The sequence below is a fragment of the Terriglobales bacterium genome (genome assembly GCA_035561515.1).
Lineage (GTDB): Bacteria > Acidobacteriota > Terriglobia > Terriglobales > Acidobacteriaceae > DATMXP01.
The window spans coordinates 18061-38724 of sequence record DATMXP010000020.1 but is presented as its reverse complement, the minus strand read 5'-3'; the positions used below and the strand labels follow the sequence as shown (position 1 = coordinate 38724).

The 20664-nt window shown below is 56.6% G+C and carries 10 protein-coding genes; 8 read left to right on the top strand and 2 right to left on the bottom strand.

Translation table 11 applies throughout. The features are described from left to right. Positions 1–58 precede the first annotated feature (58 nt). The 8 genes from VN577_08905 to VN577_08870 all read left to right on the top strand — a co-directional run bounded on the left by VN577_08905 (position 59) and on the right by VN577_08870 (position 10803). Complete coding sequence (locus VN577_08905) at positions 59–1453, top strand: neutral/alkaline non-lysosomal ceramidase N-terminal domain-containing protein (protein ID HWR14935.1); 1395 nt, start codon at positions 59–61, stop codon at positions 1451–1453. A gap of 155 nt (positions 1454–1608) precedes the next feature. Further along, positions 1609–2574 carry a carbohydrate kinase gene (locus VN577_08900; protein HWR14934.1) on the top strand — a complete coding sequence of 322 codons (966 nt, stop codon included), beginning with the start codon at positions 1609–1611 and terminating at the stop codon, positions 2572–2574. 64 nt (positions 2575–2638) lie between these two features. Next, a complete protein-coding gene (locus tag VN577_08895; protein HWR14933.1) occupies positions 2639–4222 on the top strand; it encodes a carboxylesterase family protein in 1584 nt (527 codons plus the stop codon). Positions 4223–4290: 68 nt separating this feature from the next. After that, positions 4291–5553, top strand: a complete 1263-nt coding sequence (locus tag VN577_08890) for an alpha/beta hydrolase-fold protein (GenBank protein ID HWR14932.1) — start codon at positions 4291–4293, stop codon at positions 5551–5553. A 49-nt stretch (positions 5554–5602) separates the two neighbouring features. Further along, entirely contained in the window at positions 5603–6973 is a 1371-nt protein-coding gene (locus VN577_08885; GenBank protein ID HWR14931.1) for a GDSL-type esterase/lipase family protein, read from the top strand. Between the two features lie 52 nt (positions 6974–7025). Beyond that, the gene (locus VN577_08880; protein HWR14930.1) at positions 7026–8588 is read left to right on the top strand and encodes a sialidase family protein; all 1563 of its coding nucleotides are present in this window, start codon (positions 7026–7028) and stop codon (positions 8586–8588) included. Positions 8589–8622: 34 nt separating this feature from the next. Next, positions 8623–9783, top strand: coding sequence for an alpha/beta hydrolase-fold protein (locus VN577_08875; protein HWR14929.1), 1161 nt, complete (start codon positions 8623–8625; stop codon positions 9781–9783). Between the two features lie 57 nt (positions 9784–9840). Then, the gene (locus tag VN577_08870; GenBank protein ID HWR14928.1) at positions 9841–10803 is read left to right on the top strand and encodes a hypothetical protein; all 963 of its coding nucleotides are present in this window, start codon (positions 9841–9843) and stop codon (positions 10801–10803) included. Positions 10804–10859: 56 nt separating this feature from the next. Here VN577_08870 and VN577_08865 read toward each other — a convergent pair whose 3' ends face one another. After that, the gene (locus VN577_08865; protein HWR14927.1) at positions 10860–15452 is read right to left on the bottom strand and encodes an OmpA family protein; all 4593 of its coding nucleotides are present in this window, start codon (positions 15450–15452) and stop codon (positions 10860–10862) included. Positions 15453–15457: 5 nt separating this feature from the next. Then, on the bottom strand, positions 15458–20605 hold the full coding sequence (locus tag VN577_08860) for a hypothetical protein (protein HWR14926.1): 5148 nt from the start codon (positions 20603–20605) through the stop codon (positions 15458–15460). Positions 20606–20664: the final 59 nt, after the last annotated feature.

Sequence of the window (20664 nt, the reverse complement as noted above, 5' to 3'; positions counted from 1 at the left end):
TTGAAACGGCCGCCTCCCCCATTTCTTACGCTGTGCAGCAAACACCATGGGAGTTCAGATGAAGAAGCACTTCAAAGTACTCGCAATCGTGATGTTCCTTGCGTATACGTCGAGCGTTTGTTCGCAAACTGTTCCTTCGGGTCCCCTGCTCGTGGGCGCAGCGAAGGTCGATATCACTCCAGCTCCGAACGAGTTGCCGAAGAATTTCCTGGGAATCCTGGACCATGTGTGGTCGAGAGCAATTTACATCGACAATGGGAAGACCGGTGCGGTGCTCGTGAGTCTTGACGCAGGCGGCATCCCGACGCAGACAGCGAGTGACATCCGCGCTCGCGTACAAAAGGAGTTTGGGATTCCCGTCGCGAATGTGTTGATCTCGGGCACTCACACGCATAGCGCACCATTCATTGGCCGATTCGCTTTCGGACCGAATCGCGATACCACGCCTGATACAACAGGCGCTTACATAGAGAAGATATTCTCGTCTATCCGCAAAGCAAAGGAAGCGCTTCAGCCGGCAAAAGTGAGCTTTGGAGAGGGTGTCTCCTACCTCAACGTCCAGCGCGATCAAATCGATCCGGTCACGCACGGATGGTGGGAGGGCGCGAACTACAGCGGCTTGTCCGACAAGACCGTAGCTGTCGTTAAGTTCGTCTCGATGAAGGATGAACCGATCGCCGTCTACTTCAATTACGCCATGCACGCCGTCATAACCGGCAATCTTGATCTGGTGAGCGGCGACTTTCCCGGGGCTGCTTCACGGTACATCGAGCGGGCCCTTGGCGATAAAGCTGTGGCGTTGTTTACCAGCGGCGCCGCAGGCGATCAGAATCCCATCTACTTTCAGCAGACCTACGACCTTCGCGAGATTCGCATTAAGGAATACGCCAAGCGTGGCGAAGATATCAGCAATGCAATGCCGCCCGGCGGCCAAGGCCTCGATCGCAAGAACCCCGAAGTCGCGAGGTTGATGGAAGAGCAAAAGGAGATGTCGAACTCGATGGGGCAATTGCTCGGTGAGGAAGTCCTGCGTGCTATGCGAGAGGCTAAGCCGGGGGTCAGCGACGTCCGTATATTCGGCAAGGAATCGACTGTTACCTGTCCTGGACGCAATCGCACAAACCAAGGACGGGGAGGAATTCAGGGAACGTACACCGATGGTCCCGACGTTAACATCACCGTCGACCTGCTGATGATCAATGACATCGCTGTCGGCGCAGTCAATGGCGAGGTTTACAACGCCATCGCACAGCGGTTGAAGCGGGAATCGCCTTATTCCAAGACGATGATGATCACCGTGACGAACGGATTCGCGAACTCGGGCTACATCCCCGACGATGCTTCGTTCGGCCATCAGACCTTCGAGGTCCTTTCGTCGCGTCTGAAGCCCGGATGTGCGGAAACAGGCATCGTCGAAGGAATCATCGGCATGATGCCGAAGATCACGTACTGAGCCTGGTCGGGTAATGAGACTTTCGGCAAACGTGGAGAGAGCTGACATAAAAACGCGTTTGGGCAAAGCTTCACGAACCCACGTTCTATGGTGTGGCGCACCAATCTTTTAGGGGTACGGTTAAACGGTGCGCCACACCCGATTGAGAAAAGTCCATGGCTGAACCAGCGTTAGTGGTTGGGTTAGGAGAAGTTCTCTGGGACATGCTGCCTTCCGGCAACGTGCTCGGAGGCGCACCTGCTAACTTCGCCTACATGGCGAACGTTCTGGGTGACCGCGGCATTGTCGCTAGTCGCGTTGGGTGCGATGAACTCGGCCGTGAAGCATGTAGTGCAATGCAGGCGCTCGGCCTTGATACGTCGTACGTACAGCAGGACGAGATACACGAAACGGGAAGTGCCAACGTTTCCATCGATCCCATGGGGCAGCCGAACTTCACCATCAAGAAACCTGTTGCATGGGATTTCATGGAGTGGACTTCCTCCTGGGAAGACTTGTCAACGCGTGCCGATGTTGTTTGTTTCGGATCCCTAGCACAACGTTCCAGTATTTCCGCAGCCACAATCGAGCAGTTTCTGCTGAAGTTGCGCAAGAATGCGCTGAAAGTGTTCGACGCGAATCTGCGTCAATCCTTTTACAGCCAGGAACTGCTCTGTCGCTCATTCCAATATGCAGACATCGCGAAAATCAATGAGCAGGAGTTGTTGGAAGTTGCCGTTCTGTTGAAGCTTGGAAGTGGAACGGAAGAGATAGTATCCCGCAGGCTCTTGCGCGAATTCGATTTAAAACTCGTCTGTCTGACCCGTGGCGCACGAGGCAGCTTGCTTGTGTCGGAAGATCAGACTGTGGAGCATCAAGGTTTTCAAGTCGAAGTCGCGGATGCGATTGGAGCGGGCGATGCATTTGCCGCATGTCTCGTTCACGATTTCCTAAGAGGAAACTCGCTCGTGGAAATTAGTGAGCGTGCCAACCGTTTTGCTTCCTGGGTTGCAACGCAGACGGGCGCGACACCTTCCATTTCTTCTCCTGAACTGCAGAGCATCATCGGCGGGAATCCGACAGAGGTGAAAATCGTCAGAAGCCGGAATGGCATGCGCGACGGTGATCAAGGTGTTTTGTAACCTCCCAAACGTTTTGAGGAAAATTATGAACAACCGCGCTTTTAGGATCATGTGTTTGATCCTAGTGACTGTTGTCGTTCGGTGCGAGGCCCTTCCAGGCGCTCGCGATCATAAGCCGGGAACTGCTGCTCCCGTAAACCCGATCAAAGTGGAAGGCGGCCTACTGCAGGGTACATCGGAAGATGGCCTAACCGTGTACCGGGGCATTCCTTACGCTGCGCCGCCCATGGGTGATTTCCGCTGGCGACCTCCGCAACCTGCGGCTAAATGGGACGGAGTGCGAGTTGCGAATGAGTTTGGTAGAGCGTGCATGCAAACCAATCCGGCAATCACAAACTTGCCGGCACCCAGTGAAGACTGCCTATACCTGAACGTCTGGACTCCAGCCAAAAGCGCAAATGCGAAGTTGCCGGTTCTGTTTTGGATCCACGGCGGCGGCTTTGTCGCCGGCGCACCGGCCGAAAAGCTCTATCACGGTGAGTGGCTGGCCAAGAAGGGCATGGTTGTGGTGTCGGTGAGCTATCGGCTCGGCATATTTGGCTTCCTTGCTCACCCTGACCTGAGTGCCGAGAACGACAAGCACGTCTCCGGAAACTACGGACTACTGGACATGATCGCGGGTCTCCAGTGGGTTCAAAGGAACATTTCCGCATTCGGTGGAGATCCCAAAAAAGTGACGATCCAGGGTGAATCGGCGGGTGCCGCCGCGGTGAGTATGCTTTGTGGATCGCCGCTCACCAAAGGTCTGTTCCGCGGTGCCATATCGCAGAGCGGAGGTTCGTTCGGACCAGTGCGTCCCGATGCAACCTTCGGCGAAATGGTGCCATTGAGTAGTGCCGAAAAGTCAGGGGAAGCATGGCTTTCCTCCGTTGGCGTCTCCAATATCGCAGAGCTGCGAAAGATTCCAGCTGAGAAGTTATTGGGAATGAGTCCGCGTCAGATGGGCTGGTGGCGGCCGAATATGGACGGCTGGGTCATTGTGGGTGACCAGTACGAACTGTACGAATCAGGTCAATACAATGACGTAGCGGTTCTCGTTGGCTACAACTCGGATGAGGGCGCCACGTTTGGTTCACCAAAAACACAGAAGTCCTACGTCCAAGGTGTACGGGATCGTTATCAGCAGTTCGCAGACAAGATCCTGGCTGCTTATCCCGGAGGCGAAACACCAGCGGAGAAATGGACGGCGCGAAATCTCATGCGTGATTCGTCTTTCGGCTGGAACACCTGGACGTGGGCTCGCCTACAAACGAAGACCGGCAAATCGAAGGTCTTCGTCTATTTCTTCAACGAGAAGGCTGAACTGCCCGCGGGATCAGATCCAGCTGTTCACGGTGCCCGACACGCTGCAGAACTCCCCTACGTTTTCAGGCAGCTTACCGAACACGGTCGTCCTGCTCCAACTGCAAAGGACGAAGCTCTGTCGGAGATGATGCGCACCTACTGGGCAAACTTCGTGAAGACAGGCGATCCCAACGGTACCGGACTGCCCACATGGCCCACCTACGAGAACGCAAAACCACAGATCTTGCACATTGAGGCAGCCAAAACTAAGGCAGGTCCATTGGTTAACGAAAACGGATTGAAGGTTCTGGACGAATACTTCGCTTCGCGACGAACTGCCCAGACACCGGCATCGGGTCGATAGCCCCGCTTCGCTTCTGATGAACTGGAAGCCGGGCAGGCGAACATTGACCAAGCTCCTGGAGCGACGACATGAAAAAGTTGACCCTCATCTTCGTTAGTTTCGCAGCCTTCTTGATTTTGTTGTCTTCGTCACTGGGTGCACAGAATAATGCCGCTACAACAGCCAGTTCGCCTCGAGCTGCGGCGACACCGCCCACTCGGTTTCCATTTATTCCACCCGTGAAGTCGCCCGAGGTTCATCCTGACCGTACGGTCACTTTTCGCCTGCGCGCTCCGGACGTAAAACAAGTTGAACTCACGGGAGAGGTATTGCAGGGCCAGCCTCCGCAGCCGATGACGAAAGACAACGAAGGCGTCTGGAGCATAACCATCGGCCCCATTTCGCCCGAGATCTGGATCTACAACTTCCGCATCGAAGGTGTCGACCTGCCCGATCCGTCTAATATCAGCTTCATGCCGCGCGCTGCTGGTCTGGCGAATACATCGAGTTTGGTCGAAGTTCCGGGCGATTCACCGGCCTTCTACGATGCGCGTCCGGTCCCTCACGGACAAGTGCGGATGGTTTTATACGAATCGCAGGCGATGGGTGTAAACCGCTACATGTGGGTTTACACGCCGCCCGACTACGACAAATCGAACAAGAAGTATCCGGTGTACTACCTGCTGCACGGCAATGGTGAAACCCAAATGGGATGGGTGTTGAACGGACGCGCGAACATCATTCTCGACAACCTAATCGCTGAGGGCAAAGCCGTGCCGATGATTGTTGTAATGCCTCACGGCCACGCGCGACAGAGCGGTTCGGTCGGTCCTTACAAAGAGGTAGTGCAGCCAGGAGAAAATCAAGGGTGGACCGGAATGCTGAACTTCACGTTCTTCACCGACGAACTTCTGCATCAGGTCATCCCGATGATCGAGAGGGACTTCCGCGTTTACACCGACGCGGATCATCGGGCCATTGGCGGCCTGTCTATGGGCGCCTTCCAAAGCGTACAAATCGGGCTTAAGCATCCGGAACTCTTCCACTATGTACTCGCTTACAGTGGCGGATTCGGTGGCATCGGGCCGCAAACGGCGGGGACGATTGAAGAACAGTCTCCCTGGAAGGAGTTGTTGGCCAATCCCCAGCAGACGAAGAAGAATTTGCATTTGTTGTTTCTCGGTGCTGGAGAAAAAGAGACCGCGATGCATGAACCCGGACAGCGTCTGGTCAAGCTCTTCAAGGAGAAGGGCGTCAATGCGGTTTGGAAGACCTACCCTGGTGCCCACGTCTTCAGCGTGTGGCGCAATGATCTCAACTACACAGCTCCCATGCTGTTTCGAGCAAAGTAATTCCATCGGCACGGTTTCACCGCGAGGGCGCTAGTGGGAGGAACTGAAAGTGCGTAGAAAACTGTGGACCTCGATCATAGCGGTCGCGATCGTTTGTACCTCGTTGTTTGCTGTATCGGCAGACAAGCCAAAGCAAAATAGTTCGGGCGATCACTGGATCGCGACCTGGGCTACCTCGCAGTTATTGACGCCCATGGTTTTTCGCATGCCGCCGAATATGCCACGACCTCAGACGTCGGAGAAGACCTCGACCGTTCCTCCTCCCGGAACTTCATCGCCGGATGCGAAAGCAGAACGTCCTCACACTCCACCACCGCCGCGAAGCGGCCCAATGGCATCGAATCTGCCGCAAAAGTTTGAAGATGAAACTGTGCGTATGCTCGCTCGTACCACCGTTGGTGGTCGTCGGGTTCGGGTTGAGCTATCGAACATGCTGAATGCTGAACCGCTCCAAGTCGGGGCCGCACACATTGCGATCCACAAAGGCGGCGGCGAGATCGTTCAAGGAACAGATCGAATGCTGACATTCGGCGGAAGCAAGTCATTCACGATCCCGCCCGGAGTACTCGTTGTAAGCGATCCCGTGGATCTCGACCTGCCGGCGCTGAGTGAGTTTGCCGTGTCGCTGTATTTGCCACATGACACAGGTGCTCCGACGAATCACATGCTCGGCTTGCATACCGCCTACATCGCGAAAGGCGATGTCACGGGATCGGTCTCCATGCCCAACGCTTCCACGATGTTCGCTTATGTGTGGCTTTCGGGCGTGGACGTGGTCGCACCACCGGACGCCTACACCGTTGTTGCATTGGGTGATTCCATTACCGATGGGTACGGAACTACTCGGGACGCCGACCGCGCCTGGCCGTTTCTGCTCGCGAAGCGATTGAGTGCGAACAAGCGAACGCGGAACATCGCCGTAGTCAACCAGGGAATATCCGGCAACCAGGTGCTTCGCGACGGCGCAGGCTTGAGTGCTCTCGCCCGGATTGATCGAGACGTGTTAAGCCGTCCCGGCGTGAAATGGGTAATCCTTCTTGAGGGAATCAACGACATCAACCTTTGGGGTAGAAGCGATGGCCCGGAGGCGCTGACTGCCGAGCAACTCATTTGGGGTTACCGTCAGATCATCGACCGCTGCCACTTGCACAATATAAAGGTGATTGGCGCCACGATCATGCCGCAAGAAGGAGTTCCGACCTATACAGAACGAGGCGAGCAGGTTCGCCAAGCCGTGAATCAATGGATCCGAGAAAAGGGTAACTTCGATGCGGTCGTGGATTTTGATGCGATTACAAAAGACCCCAAACGCCCCGTTCGGCTAAAAGAGGAGTTCAACCCGGGCGATCACATTCATCCGAACGACGCTGGAAATCAAGCCATGGCGGACGCGTTTAATCTGGACTGGTTCCGGATGTGAGAGACAACAAAAGCCAAATCAGGCATCGGAACGAAAGCAAAAAAGGGGAGCTATGCAGATTCGCACTTTATTTTCGGCAATGACGTTGGCAGCGGTGTGCTTCACCTCAACCACTCTCCTGTACTCACAAAGCGAGACGAAGGCGGCTGCCCCCGTTTCGGACGAGTATCTGCTGCTCGGAGATGTAAACCGCGGTGCCGGCGAACCTATCATCTTTGTCAATCCGAAGGATCCAAACAACATCATCGTGGCAGCGATGGCCACGTTGAATCGTTTGCCTACCGGCGAAGTGCCAATTCAACGGTTTAATCCAGGCGGTCCGCCGAAAATTAATCCAGCCGCCACTGAACTGCGCATCAAGGAACTTTCCGTTCCCGATGGTTCTCGCACCGATATCGCGGTTACGCAGGATGGCGGAAAAACCTGGAGCTTCAGCGAAGACAACTTCCGCAAGTTCTTCAAAAAGAATCGGTGTAGCGATTCTTTCTCTGGCGCCGGACCGGACGGAACGCTTTACATGGGCTGTCTGGCGTACTTGAATCTCGGAGCCGCAGACTACGAGTCGGGGCATTCACCGAACGGTGAAGCGAACGTATATCACGGCGGTTCGGCCATCGCCTGGTCAACAGATAAGGGCAAGACCTGGAGTGATCCGGTGTGGGTTCATCCGGCGAACTCGCCACAGCTCTATCCTCCAAGCGTTCATCCTGTATTTCAGGGCGCTTCGCCCTGGGATCGCCCATTCTTCGTCGCCGACGCAACGACTGGAACGATCTACATTAGCGGCAGCGGCGCCGTATTGACCGACGCTTCGGCTAAGGGTCCAGCTTCCACGGATCCGAATGGCCGCCCGTCAAACGTTCGATTCCGTACGTTTTTGCGGGCGTCGCACGACAAAGGCCGGACCTGGGATATTCCCATGTATCCGATCGACAGCGACGAGTATCCAGGCTCGGGATTCGGCCAAATATTCAGTGCAGCGCACGGAAAACTGGTTGTTGCTTATACCGCGACCAAAGTGCCTGCCATCGCCAATGCAACCTGTCCATGCACCATCTTCGGCACGAGTACAGATGATGGAAAAACATTTCATTACTCTGTTGTGCCGCCGCTACCGGCTGAGTTGACCAGGAACGATTCTCCCTTCATGGCATTCGCGGGAGTAATGATTTCTGCCGATCCTTCAAAAGAAGGTCGTTATGCGATCGCCCGCACAGCTGGAAAGAAAATCATGATCACTCTCACGGAAGATGGCGGCAAAACCTGGCTTGCGCCGGTCGTTGCTGCCGAAGTGGCGCAGGGTATACATTTCGGCCACCGTTCAATGAAGTACTCGCCGAAAGGCGACCTCGGGCTTATTTGGAAAGCCATGCGCGAAGACAGGAGTTTCGACCTGTGGTCGGCGGCGTCTCGCGATGGCGACCACACTTTCAAAACGGTGCGGGTCAGCCATGCAGTATCGCCGGACTACATCACAGAAAGAGGGAACTTCCTCTTCGGCGACGATCTTTCGACCGTCGAAGTCGATACGCAATATCTGCATGCCGTGTGGGGCGACAACCGTTCTGGATTTCAGGGTACGTGGTACGGTCGAGTGCCTCTGTCAGCTTACTGAAGTTTCGCCGGCCCATGTTCAGGAGGAGATTAGATTGAAGATCCTACGCGTTCTTTTCATACTGACCATCTGCAGCACCTGCTTTGCACAGGCATTCAAGCCGGGCCCAGCGCCCACTAACGTTCGGGGAGCGGAATATCCACGCATCAATAGCGACATGAGCGTCACCTTCCGCATAAAGGCCGAGCAAGCCGAGAAAGTGAAACTGCTCCTGAGCTTCCAGCCGGTTGACATGACTAAGGGGGACAACGGCTACTGGGAACTCACGACGAAGCCACTCACACCTGGGCTCTATTATTACGGCGTTTCTGTCGACGGTTTCACGTCCATCGACCCAGGGAGCAAGACCGCGATTGCCGCGAATAAAGAGACCAACATCCTGGAAGTTCCCGGGCCGGAATCGGACTTTGTTGCCATTAAAGATGTGCCGCACGGACAGGTACGAATGCTGTGGTACAAATCCAACTCGACCGGCGAGTACAGAAGGATTTTTGTGTACACGCCGCCGGGCTACGATGGAACTAAAACGCGTTATCCCGTCCTATATCTCCAGCATGGGCATGGGGAAGACGAAGCAGGTTGGAGCCTCCAGGGGCGTGAGAACTTCATCCTCGACAACCTGATCGCTGCCGACAAAGCGAAGCCCATGATCATCGTCAACGAAGACGGGATGACCGGGGCTCCGCTCCAGATTGGCCCACCACCGAAGCCGGCCCCCGGAGCAACATCTCCTTCTCGGCCACTCGGAATCATGGAAATGAAGTACGAGGCGTTTGACAGAATCGTTTCTAAGGACCTGATACCGTTCATCGACGCGACTTTCCGTACGATCCCGAACCGGGACAACCGGGCGCTTGCGGGACTGTCCATGGGTGGCGGCGAAGCGTTTCGTATCGGATTCAATCATCCCGAGCTGTTTGCGTATCTTGGTGCGTTCAGTCCGGCAATCGCCGTAACCAACACAAAGACGGATTATGACGGAGCCCTGTCAGACGCGGCCAAGGTGAACAAACTCTACAAACTGATTTGGATTGGGATTGGGAGCGAGGACTTCCTCCTCAAACCTGTAAAGCAGACACACGAAGAATTTGAGAAAGCCGGAATCAAGCATGTCTGGGTAGAAACCGGGGGCTCCCACAATTGGACCGTCTGGCGGAAGTATCTTGCCGATTTTGCGCCGAGACTATTTCGATAGTTCGCGACTAGAGGCTCGCACAATCTTCAGCCGCCCAGTAAGGGAGAGAGGAAAGTCATGTACAAAGGACTAAGGGCCTGTGCTGCTGCGGTCATCCTTATTACTGCTTCTGCCATCATCGTCAACGCCCAAACCACGCACGACACTACCGGACCCTACAAGGTGGTTATGGAAGAGGACCATTCTCTTCCTGGTTTCACCGTCTACCATCCTGAAAACGTCTCTGCAGTCAAAGAGAAGCTTCCGATTCTCGCTTGGGGAAATGGCGCTTGCTTGAATGCAGGCAATTCCACCGAGCCATATCTGTCGGAGATCGCTTCGCACGGTTATCTCGTCGTTGCGATAGGCCCGATCGATCCAAACTTCACGACCTTACTCGCCAAAATGCGGGAAGCACAAGCGAAGGGCGAGAAACCCGGTCCGCCGGCGGGAGAGCCTCCTCCTATGAATCCGATTACTCGCAAACCAACCAAATCCAGTCAACTCAATGAAGCCATTGATTGGGCCATCAAACAAAACTCGACGTCCGGAAGCCCCTACAAGAACAAGATCGCCACAGACGAGATTGGTGTATCGGGAACCTCTTGCGGTGGACTTCAAGCAATCGAGGCCGCAGCCGACCCGCGCGTAAAGACAGCGCTGCTGCTGAACACCGGCATCATTCGCGACACGAGCAAGCTTCCGCCCAGCATCACTCTTCCGGCTGCAAAGACCGAATCGCTGAAGAAGCTGCACACGCCGGTGATTTACATCATTGGCGGCCCTACCGACATTGCCTACAACAACGCCGATCTGGACTACACCGATATTAACCACATACCGCTTTTCCGCGCCGACATCAACGTCGGCCATGGTGGAACCAGCATTCAGCCGCACGGGGGCAAATTCGCCGACGTGATGGTTGCGTGGCTCAATTGGCAACTGAAACACGACAAGAAGGCCGCCGCCGTGTTCACGGGCGAGAAGTGCGGACTGTGTTCCGATTCCGAGTGGACTCTCAGGCGCAAGAACTTCAACTGAGAGAAGGAGGAAACAAAGAAAACTCTTTCATCGAGCCCATCGTCGGATACGGGCGGCTACTTCGTCCCCACGAAGTTGAGGAACACGCCCTTGTGGTCGTATTTCATGTCGGTGAGGTCGTCAGAGAAATCGGTGAAGTTGTAACCGGCGCCGATCTTCATGGTCTTGCCAAAATATCGATACACGGCGGCCAGCGCACCGCGGCGGCGTTGGTTGACGTCAGGCAGACCGAGCATCCGTACCTCGGCCATGCTTTCCCAGTTCTTGCGGAAACGCCAGTCCACGCGCAAAACGGAGAGCTGGGCGGCGCTGTCGAAGAAGTTCCGCTGGTTGCGGTCAAGGCTCACCTGTCCCACGCGGTAGGCGTACTTGCCCCCTACGGACCAGTTCGCGGTGACATCGAAGGTAAGATCCAGAGCCGCAACGTGACTCTTCTGGATGTAGTCGGCTAACACGTTCTGAAGCGTCAGTTGATCAGAACTCGGGATGTTGTAGAAGTACGTGTATTTTACGAGGGCACTTAACCGGTCATTCCGGACCGGACGATACGCGTACCCTACCACCGCCTCGGTGTACCCGCCATCGTAATACTCGCCGAGGGAACTGTTGCTGAGAGAGTGGTTCAGCTTTCCGAGGATGCGCCAGTCCGGAGTCACGGCGAACTTGAAGTTATTCCGGAACAGCCATGCGATTCTTTGGGTATGAGTGAGGTCGAGTTGCTCGGCATTGTCGCGGCGGTACTCAATCGCGCTTGAGAATTGCAGTGTGTCCTGGCCAAAGCCAAGGCGAACTCCCGTAGCCTTGCGATTGGTTTCGGCACCGCTGATGGAGTCGCGTAACCTGCCGACTTCGGTATTCGCTCCGAAATTCCAGCGTTCTCCCGCAACGAGGTTGATACCCGTGGCGTGGGTTAGGCCGGCTAGCGAGCCGTGGTCTTGGTAGCGCTCTTCCATGTAGACGCTGGACGTATCCGAGAGCCTACGCTTCGCGCCCGAGACCAAGTTACCGCGACGGACTTCCCGGCCGTTGTCGGTACGCTCATTCTCTAACGCGTAATTAAGGTAGAGGTTGGTGCGCTCGGAGTAGAGATAGTTCGTGCCGATTCTGCCGCCGAACCCAAGGTCGCCGTCAGAAACTTCAGCGTCAATCTTGAAACGTTCTGCCGGACGATATGAGCCACCCACGCCGATGCGTCCGTTGTCCTGACGCGCGCCGGTTGAGGCAATCGTGTTCTGAACGAAGCCATAGGCACGCCACAAGGCGCTGTGATCAAAGGCGACCTGTACGACCGCATCCGTGCGCTCGCCCTGCTCCTGCGTAAGTGGGATGATCAAAGAGAGGTCTCTGCGCAAATCGTTACGCATTCCACCACTGACGCTCCACCTGTCGGTCAGCTTAGAAACAGCGTTGAGCTCAATAGCCCGGGTTTCGAGTCCTAAATCTTCGGTCCGCTGATCACCCTTCGCCGCTAGAGTCAGGCGCTTGGTTACGGGCATCCGGAAAGTGCCGCCGAAATACTCAGTGTCCTTGATAGTTGCCTGGCCCGGAGCCGAGTATCCGGCACCAAGATTCTGCATATAGAAGGTAAGCCGCCCCCTACGGCCTTTTAGCAGATCGCCGATGCCGACGCTAATGTCTGCACGATAGGCCATGGCATTTGTGTCGGCGAAGGAAAGGTCGTTGTAGCCACGGAACCCAAATCCACCATCGTCGGAACGCAACTGGCTGGAAAGCAGACCCTGGCTTCGGCCTGTTTGCATCTTGAACCAGGTGTCGGTGCTCATACGGAGTGTCAGATCCGCAGCCCCAAGGCTGCTGTCAGCATCGCCCTGATTGGAGTTCGCGGTAAGACCGAGTCGCAGGTGGTCATTGACCCAGAAATGGCCCTGGCCGCCGGTAGCAACCGCATCCAGACTGTCGAAACCGGGTGTGTATTCATACCGGACGACGAGATAGGCTTCGTCGCCACTCAAACCCGTACTACGAACGAGCAGGTTGTCATCGGCAGTTGATGACAGTGGTTGCGAAAGCATCACGCGACCCTGCAAGTAGTCGAAGTCGTAGTCGATGTTCTCCCGAAGGTTAACCACACCGGTAACAATGCCTGAAGCCTTGTCGCGGATTTCAACTCGCACCCGCTCCGACCCCGTGAGGATGTCCTGGTGACGTAGAAAGTAGAGCGACCCTCCGGTTCCGCGGAATTCCTCATAACTTGGCATGGTTCCAGGAGCACCAGCAAACCCGTCGATACCGATCCGCTGCTCGCCAAACTTCGTTGTGACTTCCGAACCGAAGTGTGCGTTGGCACCGTAAAGCCCGCGATCTACGTGAGCAAGTTCGTTGCCCGTATAACCGACCTTGAAGTTGCCCCACATTCCGTAGTTCTGACCATGACTCGCTTTCATGTAGAACTTGCCAAGCGTTGGCGCCATTTCTCTAACGACGCCATCGTCGCCGAAGGTCGGATAGTAGTAATCGGGATCGATGCGTCGAAACAGTGACTCGGGCGACTTGTCTAGGAAATTGCTGAACAAATCCTTGATCGGGCCTTCCCGAGTGTCGGCGCTTGCGGTCATCTTCCAATGCTCCGTGACCTTGCCGTTTACGAAGAACGCCAGGCGGCCGCCGAAAGAAGAGTCGTAGGGTTGGCGAGGATTGTCACCCTGGAACTGCCCAATTGCGCCGTTGCCCCGATTGTCGGATAGCGTGATGTCGGCGACACCCAGATAGAACAGATCTTTGCGCTTGAACTCCAAGTCACGAAGATAGAGCGAGCCGTTACCCGCATCGTCGAGCACTGCCACTTCCACCGTATGTGTTCCTGAAGGAAGGATCTCCTCGGCGATGAAGCTGCCCTTGCCGTCGACCGGGACGGGGCGGCCAGCTACCCACACGGTATGCCCGGCAGGTACCCCAGTACCCTGAACGTCTACGGTGCCGCTGCCGAGAGGTATCTGGTGGCGGACGAGATCGTTATCGCCGTAGGCCGCCAGTAACTCGACGGGCGGAGGTCCGTCGGACGCAAGGAGTTTTGCAGGCGACGACTCACGGTAAATCAGCAGTGGCCGTGCGCTGGTTTCATCAAAGTTTCCCTTTGCATCATAAGCGCGCAACAGATACTTCAGTTCACGTGCGGGGCCGGCGAGAATTTCTGCCGACGCGCGCCACTTTGCAAAGCCGGTATCGTCGATATCGATGACCTCGACCGGTTTCGCCTGAAGTGACTGGTCTTGCTCGAAGATTCGAATTTCGGCCCGCCTTATGAACGCTGCGTAGTTGGTGTACATCCGGAAATAAACCGTGGAAGCAGCAGGGGAGCCGTCGATGTCGGCTACCGCGAGCGCGACCGGATGCGCTGCGACACCGAGTCGCGGCCGTGACTCAAGATTGTCGTAACGAAGCTGGATATTGGCTTTGTCGAGCGCCACGTCGGTACAACGCTGAATGTCGGACGAACTGCGGCCGGGATCGTCAATGGGTTTGCCATCGACGGTAATGTGCATCACGTTGAGTTCATAAGGGCTCTTGGGACTGATCTCACGAGTCAGGCGGTTTACATCGACGCCCTCATGATCGTCCAGCGCAAGCGGTTCGTCATAGACGACCTGTACTCTGACGAATGAATCTTCGCCCTGCGTGAAGCCGATATTCACGACGTCGTCCGATTGAACGTAGCCACGACCCTCGTGCTCGGCGCGAGCCCCCGATAGCGCGGGATCCTGCATTACAGTTTCCATGGTGCGGCGCGCGCGTGCCGCGGAAAGACCTATGTCGTCGCCGTACACGGAGGCTGTGCGACGATCCAGTCGTTCGTCTTTCGTGTAGCCGATGAACCGCAACCGGGCATTCTTCCGTTCTGCAACATCAGCCAGGGCGCGATGAAGTTCGGCCGCGTATCCGGGCGGAATGATCGGCTGGCCGTTCTCAAGCTTAAGCGTCGGGAGGCTGCCCCACGGCGGATCGTAAATCTTGGTCGACATTTCCTCGGTGCCATCGCCCGGACAGAGTTGTGGCTCTTCCGGCAAGTTCTGAAGAGGATCGTCGTACCAGAATTCCACCTCAACGCGCCGGTTCAGCGCGCGTCCCTGCGGGGTGTCGTTGGAAGCGATGGGTTGTGATGCACCGCGACCCTCGCTTTCGACCGCCGAGGAAGACAGTCCCAGGGTCTCCTGAGCAGCGAGTGCAACACGGTACGCCCTTGCCTTGGACAACGAAAGATGGTCTCCGTACGTCTGCTCGTCGCGGCCGGTCAGGGGCTTGTCGTCGGTGTAGCCGATAAAACGAGCGGTGACACCCTTTTTATCCTTCAGGTTGTCGAGCGCATGGCGGAGTTGCTTAGTAAAATTGTCGGGAAGAGAAATGTTCTCGTTCTCGTAACGCAGGGGCACGACCAGGTTCCGGACTCGCGTACGTGGTGTTTGGCCTTCGCGGAACTGCATCTTGCAGACAGTTTCCACGCGACACACCTTGATCCGCTTGAGGTCAGCCGTTGGACTTGGGGCCTGAGACCACTCCCGGGGCGTCTGGTCTGGAGAGAGATGCCGCTCGACCGGCTGGCCCGGCTTCAGCATGGTGACCTGACCGGCGCCCAAAGAGGCGGTCATCATCAGGAATCCGACGATCAGCGATAGATGATGGGACTTGGTCATTGTGTTCACCTGCTCTCCGGCGCACGCATTTCGGGCTTCCTAGGTGGAGCACCCCGACGCCAGAAGACTTCCGGCTCGATCGTGAGTACGTAGCTCTTGCTCGTCGAATCCCAGGCGCCGGTCAACTGGCGCTTGATCGCTTCCACTCGCTGTCCCACAAGGGCCTCATCTTCGATATCCGCGATGTAGGACAAGCGAAGCACCGAAGGCGACTTGCGAAGTTCACCGAGAAGCAGGTCCAGTCGAGGACGCCATTGAGCGCGAATTTCGGTTTTGCCCGGCTCAAACACCGCGTCAGAGAGGTCGATACCGACCACGCGATGGAGCGACGCAGCGAAGTTGAACTTCAAGATTTTGCCGCGAGTGGCGTGTTTAATCTGCACCGGGTCACTCGACATACGGAATCCGCTCGGGAGTGTCCGGTCGTCCAGCTTGAGCACAAAGTTGCTGCCGCGGTACTCATCTGGTGTAAGTGCACAGGTGATGTGGTAGCGGCCGTAACGATCGGTAGTCGCCTGCAGACCGCGAGCCGTAACGACACGAACAGCGGGCAAGCCTTCTTCTCCGTTGTCCTGCACACCATTGCGATTGACGTCGTTGAAAACCTTGCCGATCACGTCGGTGCAATCAAATGTAGGATCCGGCACGACACGCACAGTGGCGGTCGCTTCGCCCGACATGGCATTGCCAGTCAGGACGTTCAACGCCTGCGCGCGATTCACGTATTCGCCTTCCGATACACCGGCACCCACGGCCAGCAACAGCTTCACCGTTCGGACCTGGGTTGCTGCAACCGTTACCCCGCTCCAACTAAGCGTGCGGCCCGCGACCGAAGGTTGCGTTGGTACGCCATCGAGAACAGCAGAGCCTTCAACGTAAGTAAAACCCGCGGGCAAACGGTCCACGATGCTCACATCCGTGAGCGTCATTCCGGCAACGTTATTCAACGTAATCGTGTATGGGACCATCTGCCCACGGTTCACGTTGAGCAGGGGTGTGGTCTTCGAGAGTGCGAGTGACCCAGTGAGTTGCGGGTCAAGCGGTATGTGGTTGTTGAAGATCTGGCTTGTGCCGGGCATCTGGCTGCCGTCCAGCTTCACGTTAACGTGGTAGACCGTCCCGGCACTACGAGGCGCAACCGCTGCACTCGGGGCCGAGTCGGAAGGCTGCACTTCGCAGAAGAGAGAAGTGACAGGAATTGTGTCATCCGCACTGCCCAGGCAGGCCGGCACGGAGAACGCCGCAGTCGTTGCGTCAGATTTCGGCGGAATGATTTGCGAATAGCCTCTTACAAAAGTGGATCCAGCAGGCGCCGTAATCTCGATGAGGTAGTTTCCACCGCTGGGGCAGGCCGGATCGCTGAAGTTGACGTCGAACTTGTAGAAACCGTCCGCCAGCGTAAGCTGCCCCTGCTGAGCGACATCATCGAAACAGGCAGCAGGCAAGGACGCGCCACTACCAGCATTCCGCAAGGTGAGAATTACACCGGCGATTGGCGTGCGCGACATCGAGTTGTACACGACTCCATTCGGAGTAATTGGCAGGTTTAAGCCCTGCAAATTGGCGCCGGATGAAACCACGATGTTGCTGATCCGCTGCGGTGCGTTCGTGAAGGGCGAAGTAGGTACGCCCAGTGCTGCGGAGTTCGATCCGGCGCCAGGGGCGCGGAAGCGCAACTCGTAGCGACTGCTCGCGCCATCATTTGGTTCAATTCCGACGATTCGATAGGAGCCGTCTGCTTCCGTTACTGCCGTGTGCAGCAGTCGGCCGTCGCGGTACAGGTCTACTGACCAACCAGCAAGCGCGCGCTCACCGGAATCGTGGATCTTGTCGAAGTTAGAATCGCGCCATGCGGAGCCATTCAGAGCAGCGAAGCCGGGAATCCCACCGACGACAAATGTTGCACTGGCACTGGCGGTCATCGCCGGGGTGTTCCAGGTGACGACGCCCGTGTTCGTGACAACTGCTCCTTCCACCGCTCCACTCGCAAGAGTGGCACGGAACCTGAGCACCGCTGTTTCCCCGGGAGCGAGTGGACCAGTGGCCGAGCCATAGTCAGCCGTAATGGTTGATCCGGAGAACGAAACTCCAGCAGTAGCTCCATTCAGTGTCGCCGACCCGTTCACGTAAGTAAGCTGGCCGGGCTGCGATGCATTGAGATCGTCGGTAATCACTACGTTGACGGCGGGTACCGCGGCAATGTTCGTCACCCGTACGACGTATTCAAGCTGTGCACCCGGAAGCGCAGCACCGCCGCCAACCACGGCAACCTGTTTCGTAATGGAAAGCTGTTGTCCAGCACCTACGACCACGACGGTTGGCTCGGGACCCGTCGCCGGATTCCCGTCGCCATCGGTTAAGAGATCGGGCACTTCAACGCTATCGACCACAGCCTGGTTGCTGATTACCGTTCCTGCAGGCGTACCGTCGTTGACGCGGAGATCGAACTGGAGAACTGCTTTTTGTCCGGGCGAGATGGTTCCGGCACTCGGACCTGGCAGAGGCGGCGTTAAATTCGAGGAACTGATGTCGATGCCTGAGGCGAGCGGGGAAACACCGCCATCCGGCTGACGAACGGGCAGTGCATTGAGCAATGTTGAATTCGCAACGTAGGTAGTATTCGCCGGAACGGCGTCGCGAAGGACAACGCCTGTAGCCGGAATCGCCGCAGAGTTTTGGACGGTGATCGTGTAGCGCAGTACATCGCCCGGATCCACGATACCCGGGGAACCGTTATCGATGACGAGAGTCACGCGCTTTTCTGCGTAGAGGAGAGGCAGATTACCGACGATGTCGCGTGTCGGGTCGTTAGCAATGGGAGTGTCCGGGTCGTCGGAAGGGAAGTCCACGATTGCGTTGTCAACCGCTGTGACAAAGCCCTGGTTCGAGATCACAGTGCCGTTGACCACGTTCGCATTCACGACGACGTTAAATGTGATCGTTGCGACATTAGCCTGGCTGGTCGACGGATCAGCGGGCATGGACCCCGGAGTGGCATCGGCCGGCGAGTTGATCTTCATTCCATTCACGAGTGGCGAAAGGCCACCGGAATCCGAAACAGCCACTCCGTTCAGCGTGGTACTGCCTGCCACATAGGTTGTGCTCGCCGGAACCAGGTCTCGCAACACCACGTTTGTGGCGTTCGCGTTGCCGATATTCTTCACGGTGATGGTGTAGTGCAGGGTTTCACCGGCAAGCAGCACGTTCGGATCGCTCGTCAGGTCAGTGGAGGTCTTCTTCACCAAAAACAGAGCCGAAGACGCGATCGTGATTCTCGTGGGATCTTCGTCGCCCGTGACGTCTGGGTTTGCCGTGCCATTGACGTTAGGATCATCGCTCAAGGCGAATACCGTGTTATCAGCCAGGTGGAGTGCAGCCTGATTGGTTACAACCGTCCTGTTGGCGAGTGCCGATCCGAGTTTGATATCGAGCTGAATGACTGCCTCGCTGTTGGCGGGCAGGTTCAAGTTGCGGATATCCAGGACGCCGGTGCCTTTTACTCCCCCCGTGCCGCTGGTGCCGGTGATGTTGGCGCCGGCAGGATAGGCGACGAGCGTCAAGCTGCCGGGCACAAAAGTCGGCAGCGAGTTGAGCGCGTCCATTTCGTCGTGGATGCTGAAATTACTCAGCGGCTGATTGGTAGTTCGGAAACGAAGGGTGTAACGCAGCGTGTCGCCCGGAGCGGCGGTTGCAGCGGGATTGACGCTGGTCGTCACGTCCGCGACCGTTTTTTCAAAGAAATATCCGGTGAGCGAGACGTTTACGGTGTGAGCGTCCTGGAAGTCCAGAGTGCCAACCGTGCCGTCGGTTAAGGTCCGAACGTAGGATACGCGGTCGGGATTGCCGTTATCGCCATTGAACCATTGAATGGCTCCGGCAACGTTGGTCAAAGCGACGTTATTCTGGGTATCGCTGTCGAGTCGAGTCCGATACCGAATGATCAGTCGCTCGTTTGGGCCGATCGAAGCGGCAGCCGTAAGTGTGGTGATGTCCAACCGACATGCGGGTGCGGGACTGAAACTAAGCTGATAATCGCTGCCCTGGTTGAGAGCGCCTTTTCCGGGTACAGCGGTTACGCCGTCTGCGGCGAAAACACGAGCGCTAACGATCTCAGGCGCCACAGCGCACATGCCACCGGTGGTGCCGTCCGGCAGGATGTCGCGAATAGTGGCGTTCCAGGCGATGGTGAGACCGGTGTTTTGTACGTCAATGGCGAAGTCGCCCCACTGGCCCAAATTCATCGTGGCCGGTCCTGACTTCGTGACCACGAGTTGCGGCGCGGCGATGGTCATGGGTGGGGTGACACCCCATTCGCCGGGCAGAGGCTCGTAGAACACCCCATCGATCAAACGTCCGAAATCCCACTTGGCGGTGTTAATAAACGTCTTTCCGACGACGTTTGTTGGCGTGTCGTTGAGGACGACAGTGACTTTGATGGCAAACTGCCGACCAGCCGGGACGATTGGGAAGTTGTCAAACGTGAGCACACCGCCGACATTCGTAAAGGTGTGTGGAACCGCTGTCCCGTCGTCGACCCAGGTAACCGTGTGGCTCACATAAGTGAGGTCCACGCCGGTCGCGTTCAGGTCGTCCGTGACCGTGATGCCGTGCAGGTCGTTGGGCGACCCGCTGTTGTTGATGACGTTGCCAGTGGCCGGATCGAATAAAACGGGGATCCTCAGCGTATACGTGAAGGGGACACCAATGGTCGCGGTGGGTCCGGGGTTCAGCTTATCGATTTTCTCGACAGGAATGAGAAGGTTCTGGCAGCTCTCATGGATGCTGCTCGACGAGCCGTTCGTGAACCAGATCTTGTGACCCTGAACGGCGTTGCACGACATCTGCCCGGTGTGGACGACGTTATCGAAGATGATGAGCCAACGGTCAGTATTCTGGCCCGGTTGCGTATAGAAGCTGATATTGCTGGTTAGCGGGTTGGAAGCAGGGAAGTTTCTGATCGTGCAGTTGCCGTCTATTTGAATCTGGGACGGAGGAACAGGATTGACAAACCCGTCGATGATCCCGCCGCGATCCTTAACGCAATCATCCGCCCGCGCCACGGTAGCGCTTAGCAGCGACATTGCGAAGGCGAACAGCAGGATGGCGATCCGGCCGAAGCCCACCTTCACATTGTTTGTGTCGCCAGAACTCATGTACGCCCTCCGTTCCCAATACCAGGCGAATTCGCTGACGGAGGGACCGGGGCAGTCCA

Excerpts from the sequence above, each read along its gene's own strand:
- VN577_08905 (HWR14935.1), top strand. The coding sequence starts at position 59 with ATGAAGAAGCACTTCAAAGTACTCGCAATCGTGATGTTCCTTGCGTAT.
- VN577_08900 (HWR14934.1), top strand. The coding sequence starts at position 1,609 with ATGGCTGAACCAGCGTTAGTGGTTGGGTTAGGAGAAGTTCTCTGGGAC.
- VN577_08890 (HWR14932.1), top strand. The coding sequence starts at position 4,291 with ATGAAAAAGTTGACCCTCATCTTCGTTAGTTTCGCAGCCTTCTTGATT.
- VN577_08880 (HWR14930.1), top strand. The coding sequence starts at position 7,026 with ATGCAGATTCGCACTTTATTTTCGGCAATGACGTTGGCAGCGGTGTGC.
- VN577_08870 (HWR14928.1), top strand. The coding sequence starts at position 9,841 with ATGTACAAAGGACTAAGGGCCTGTGCTGCTGCGGTCATCCTTATTACT.
- VN577_08865 (HWR14927.1), bottom strand. The coding sequence starts at position 15,452 with ATGACCAAGTCCCATCATCTATCGCTGATCGTCGGATTCCTGATGATG.
- VN577_08860 (HWR14926.1), bottom strand. The coding sequence starts at position 20,605 with ATGAGTTCTGGCGACACAAACAATGTGAAGGTGGGCTTCGGCCGGATC.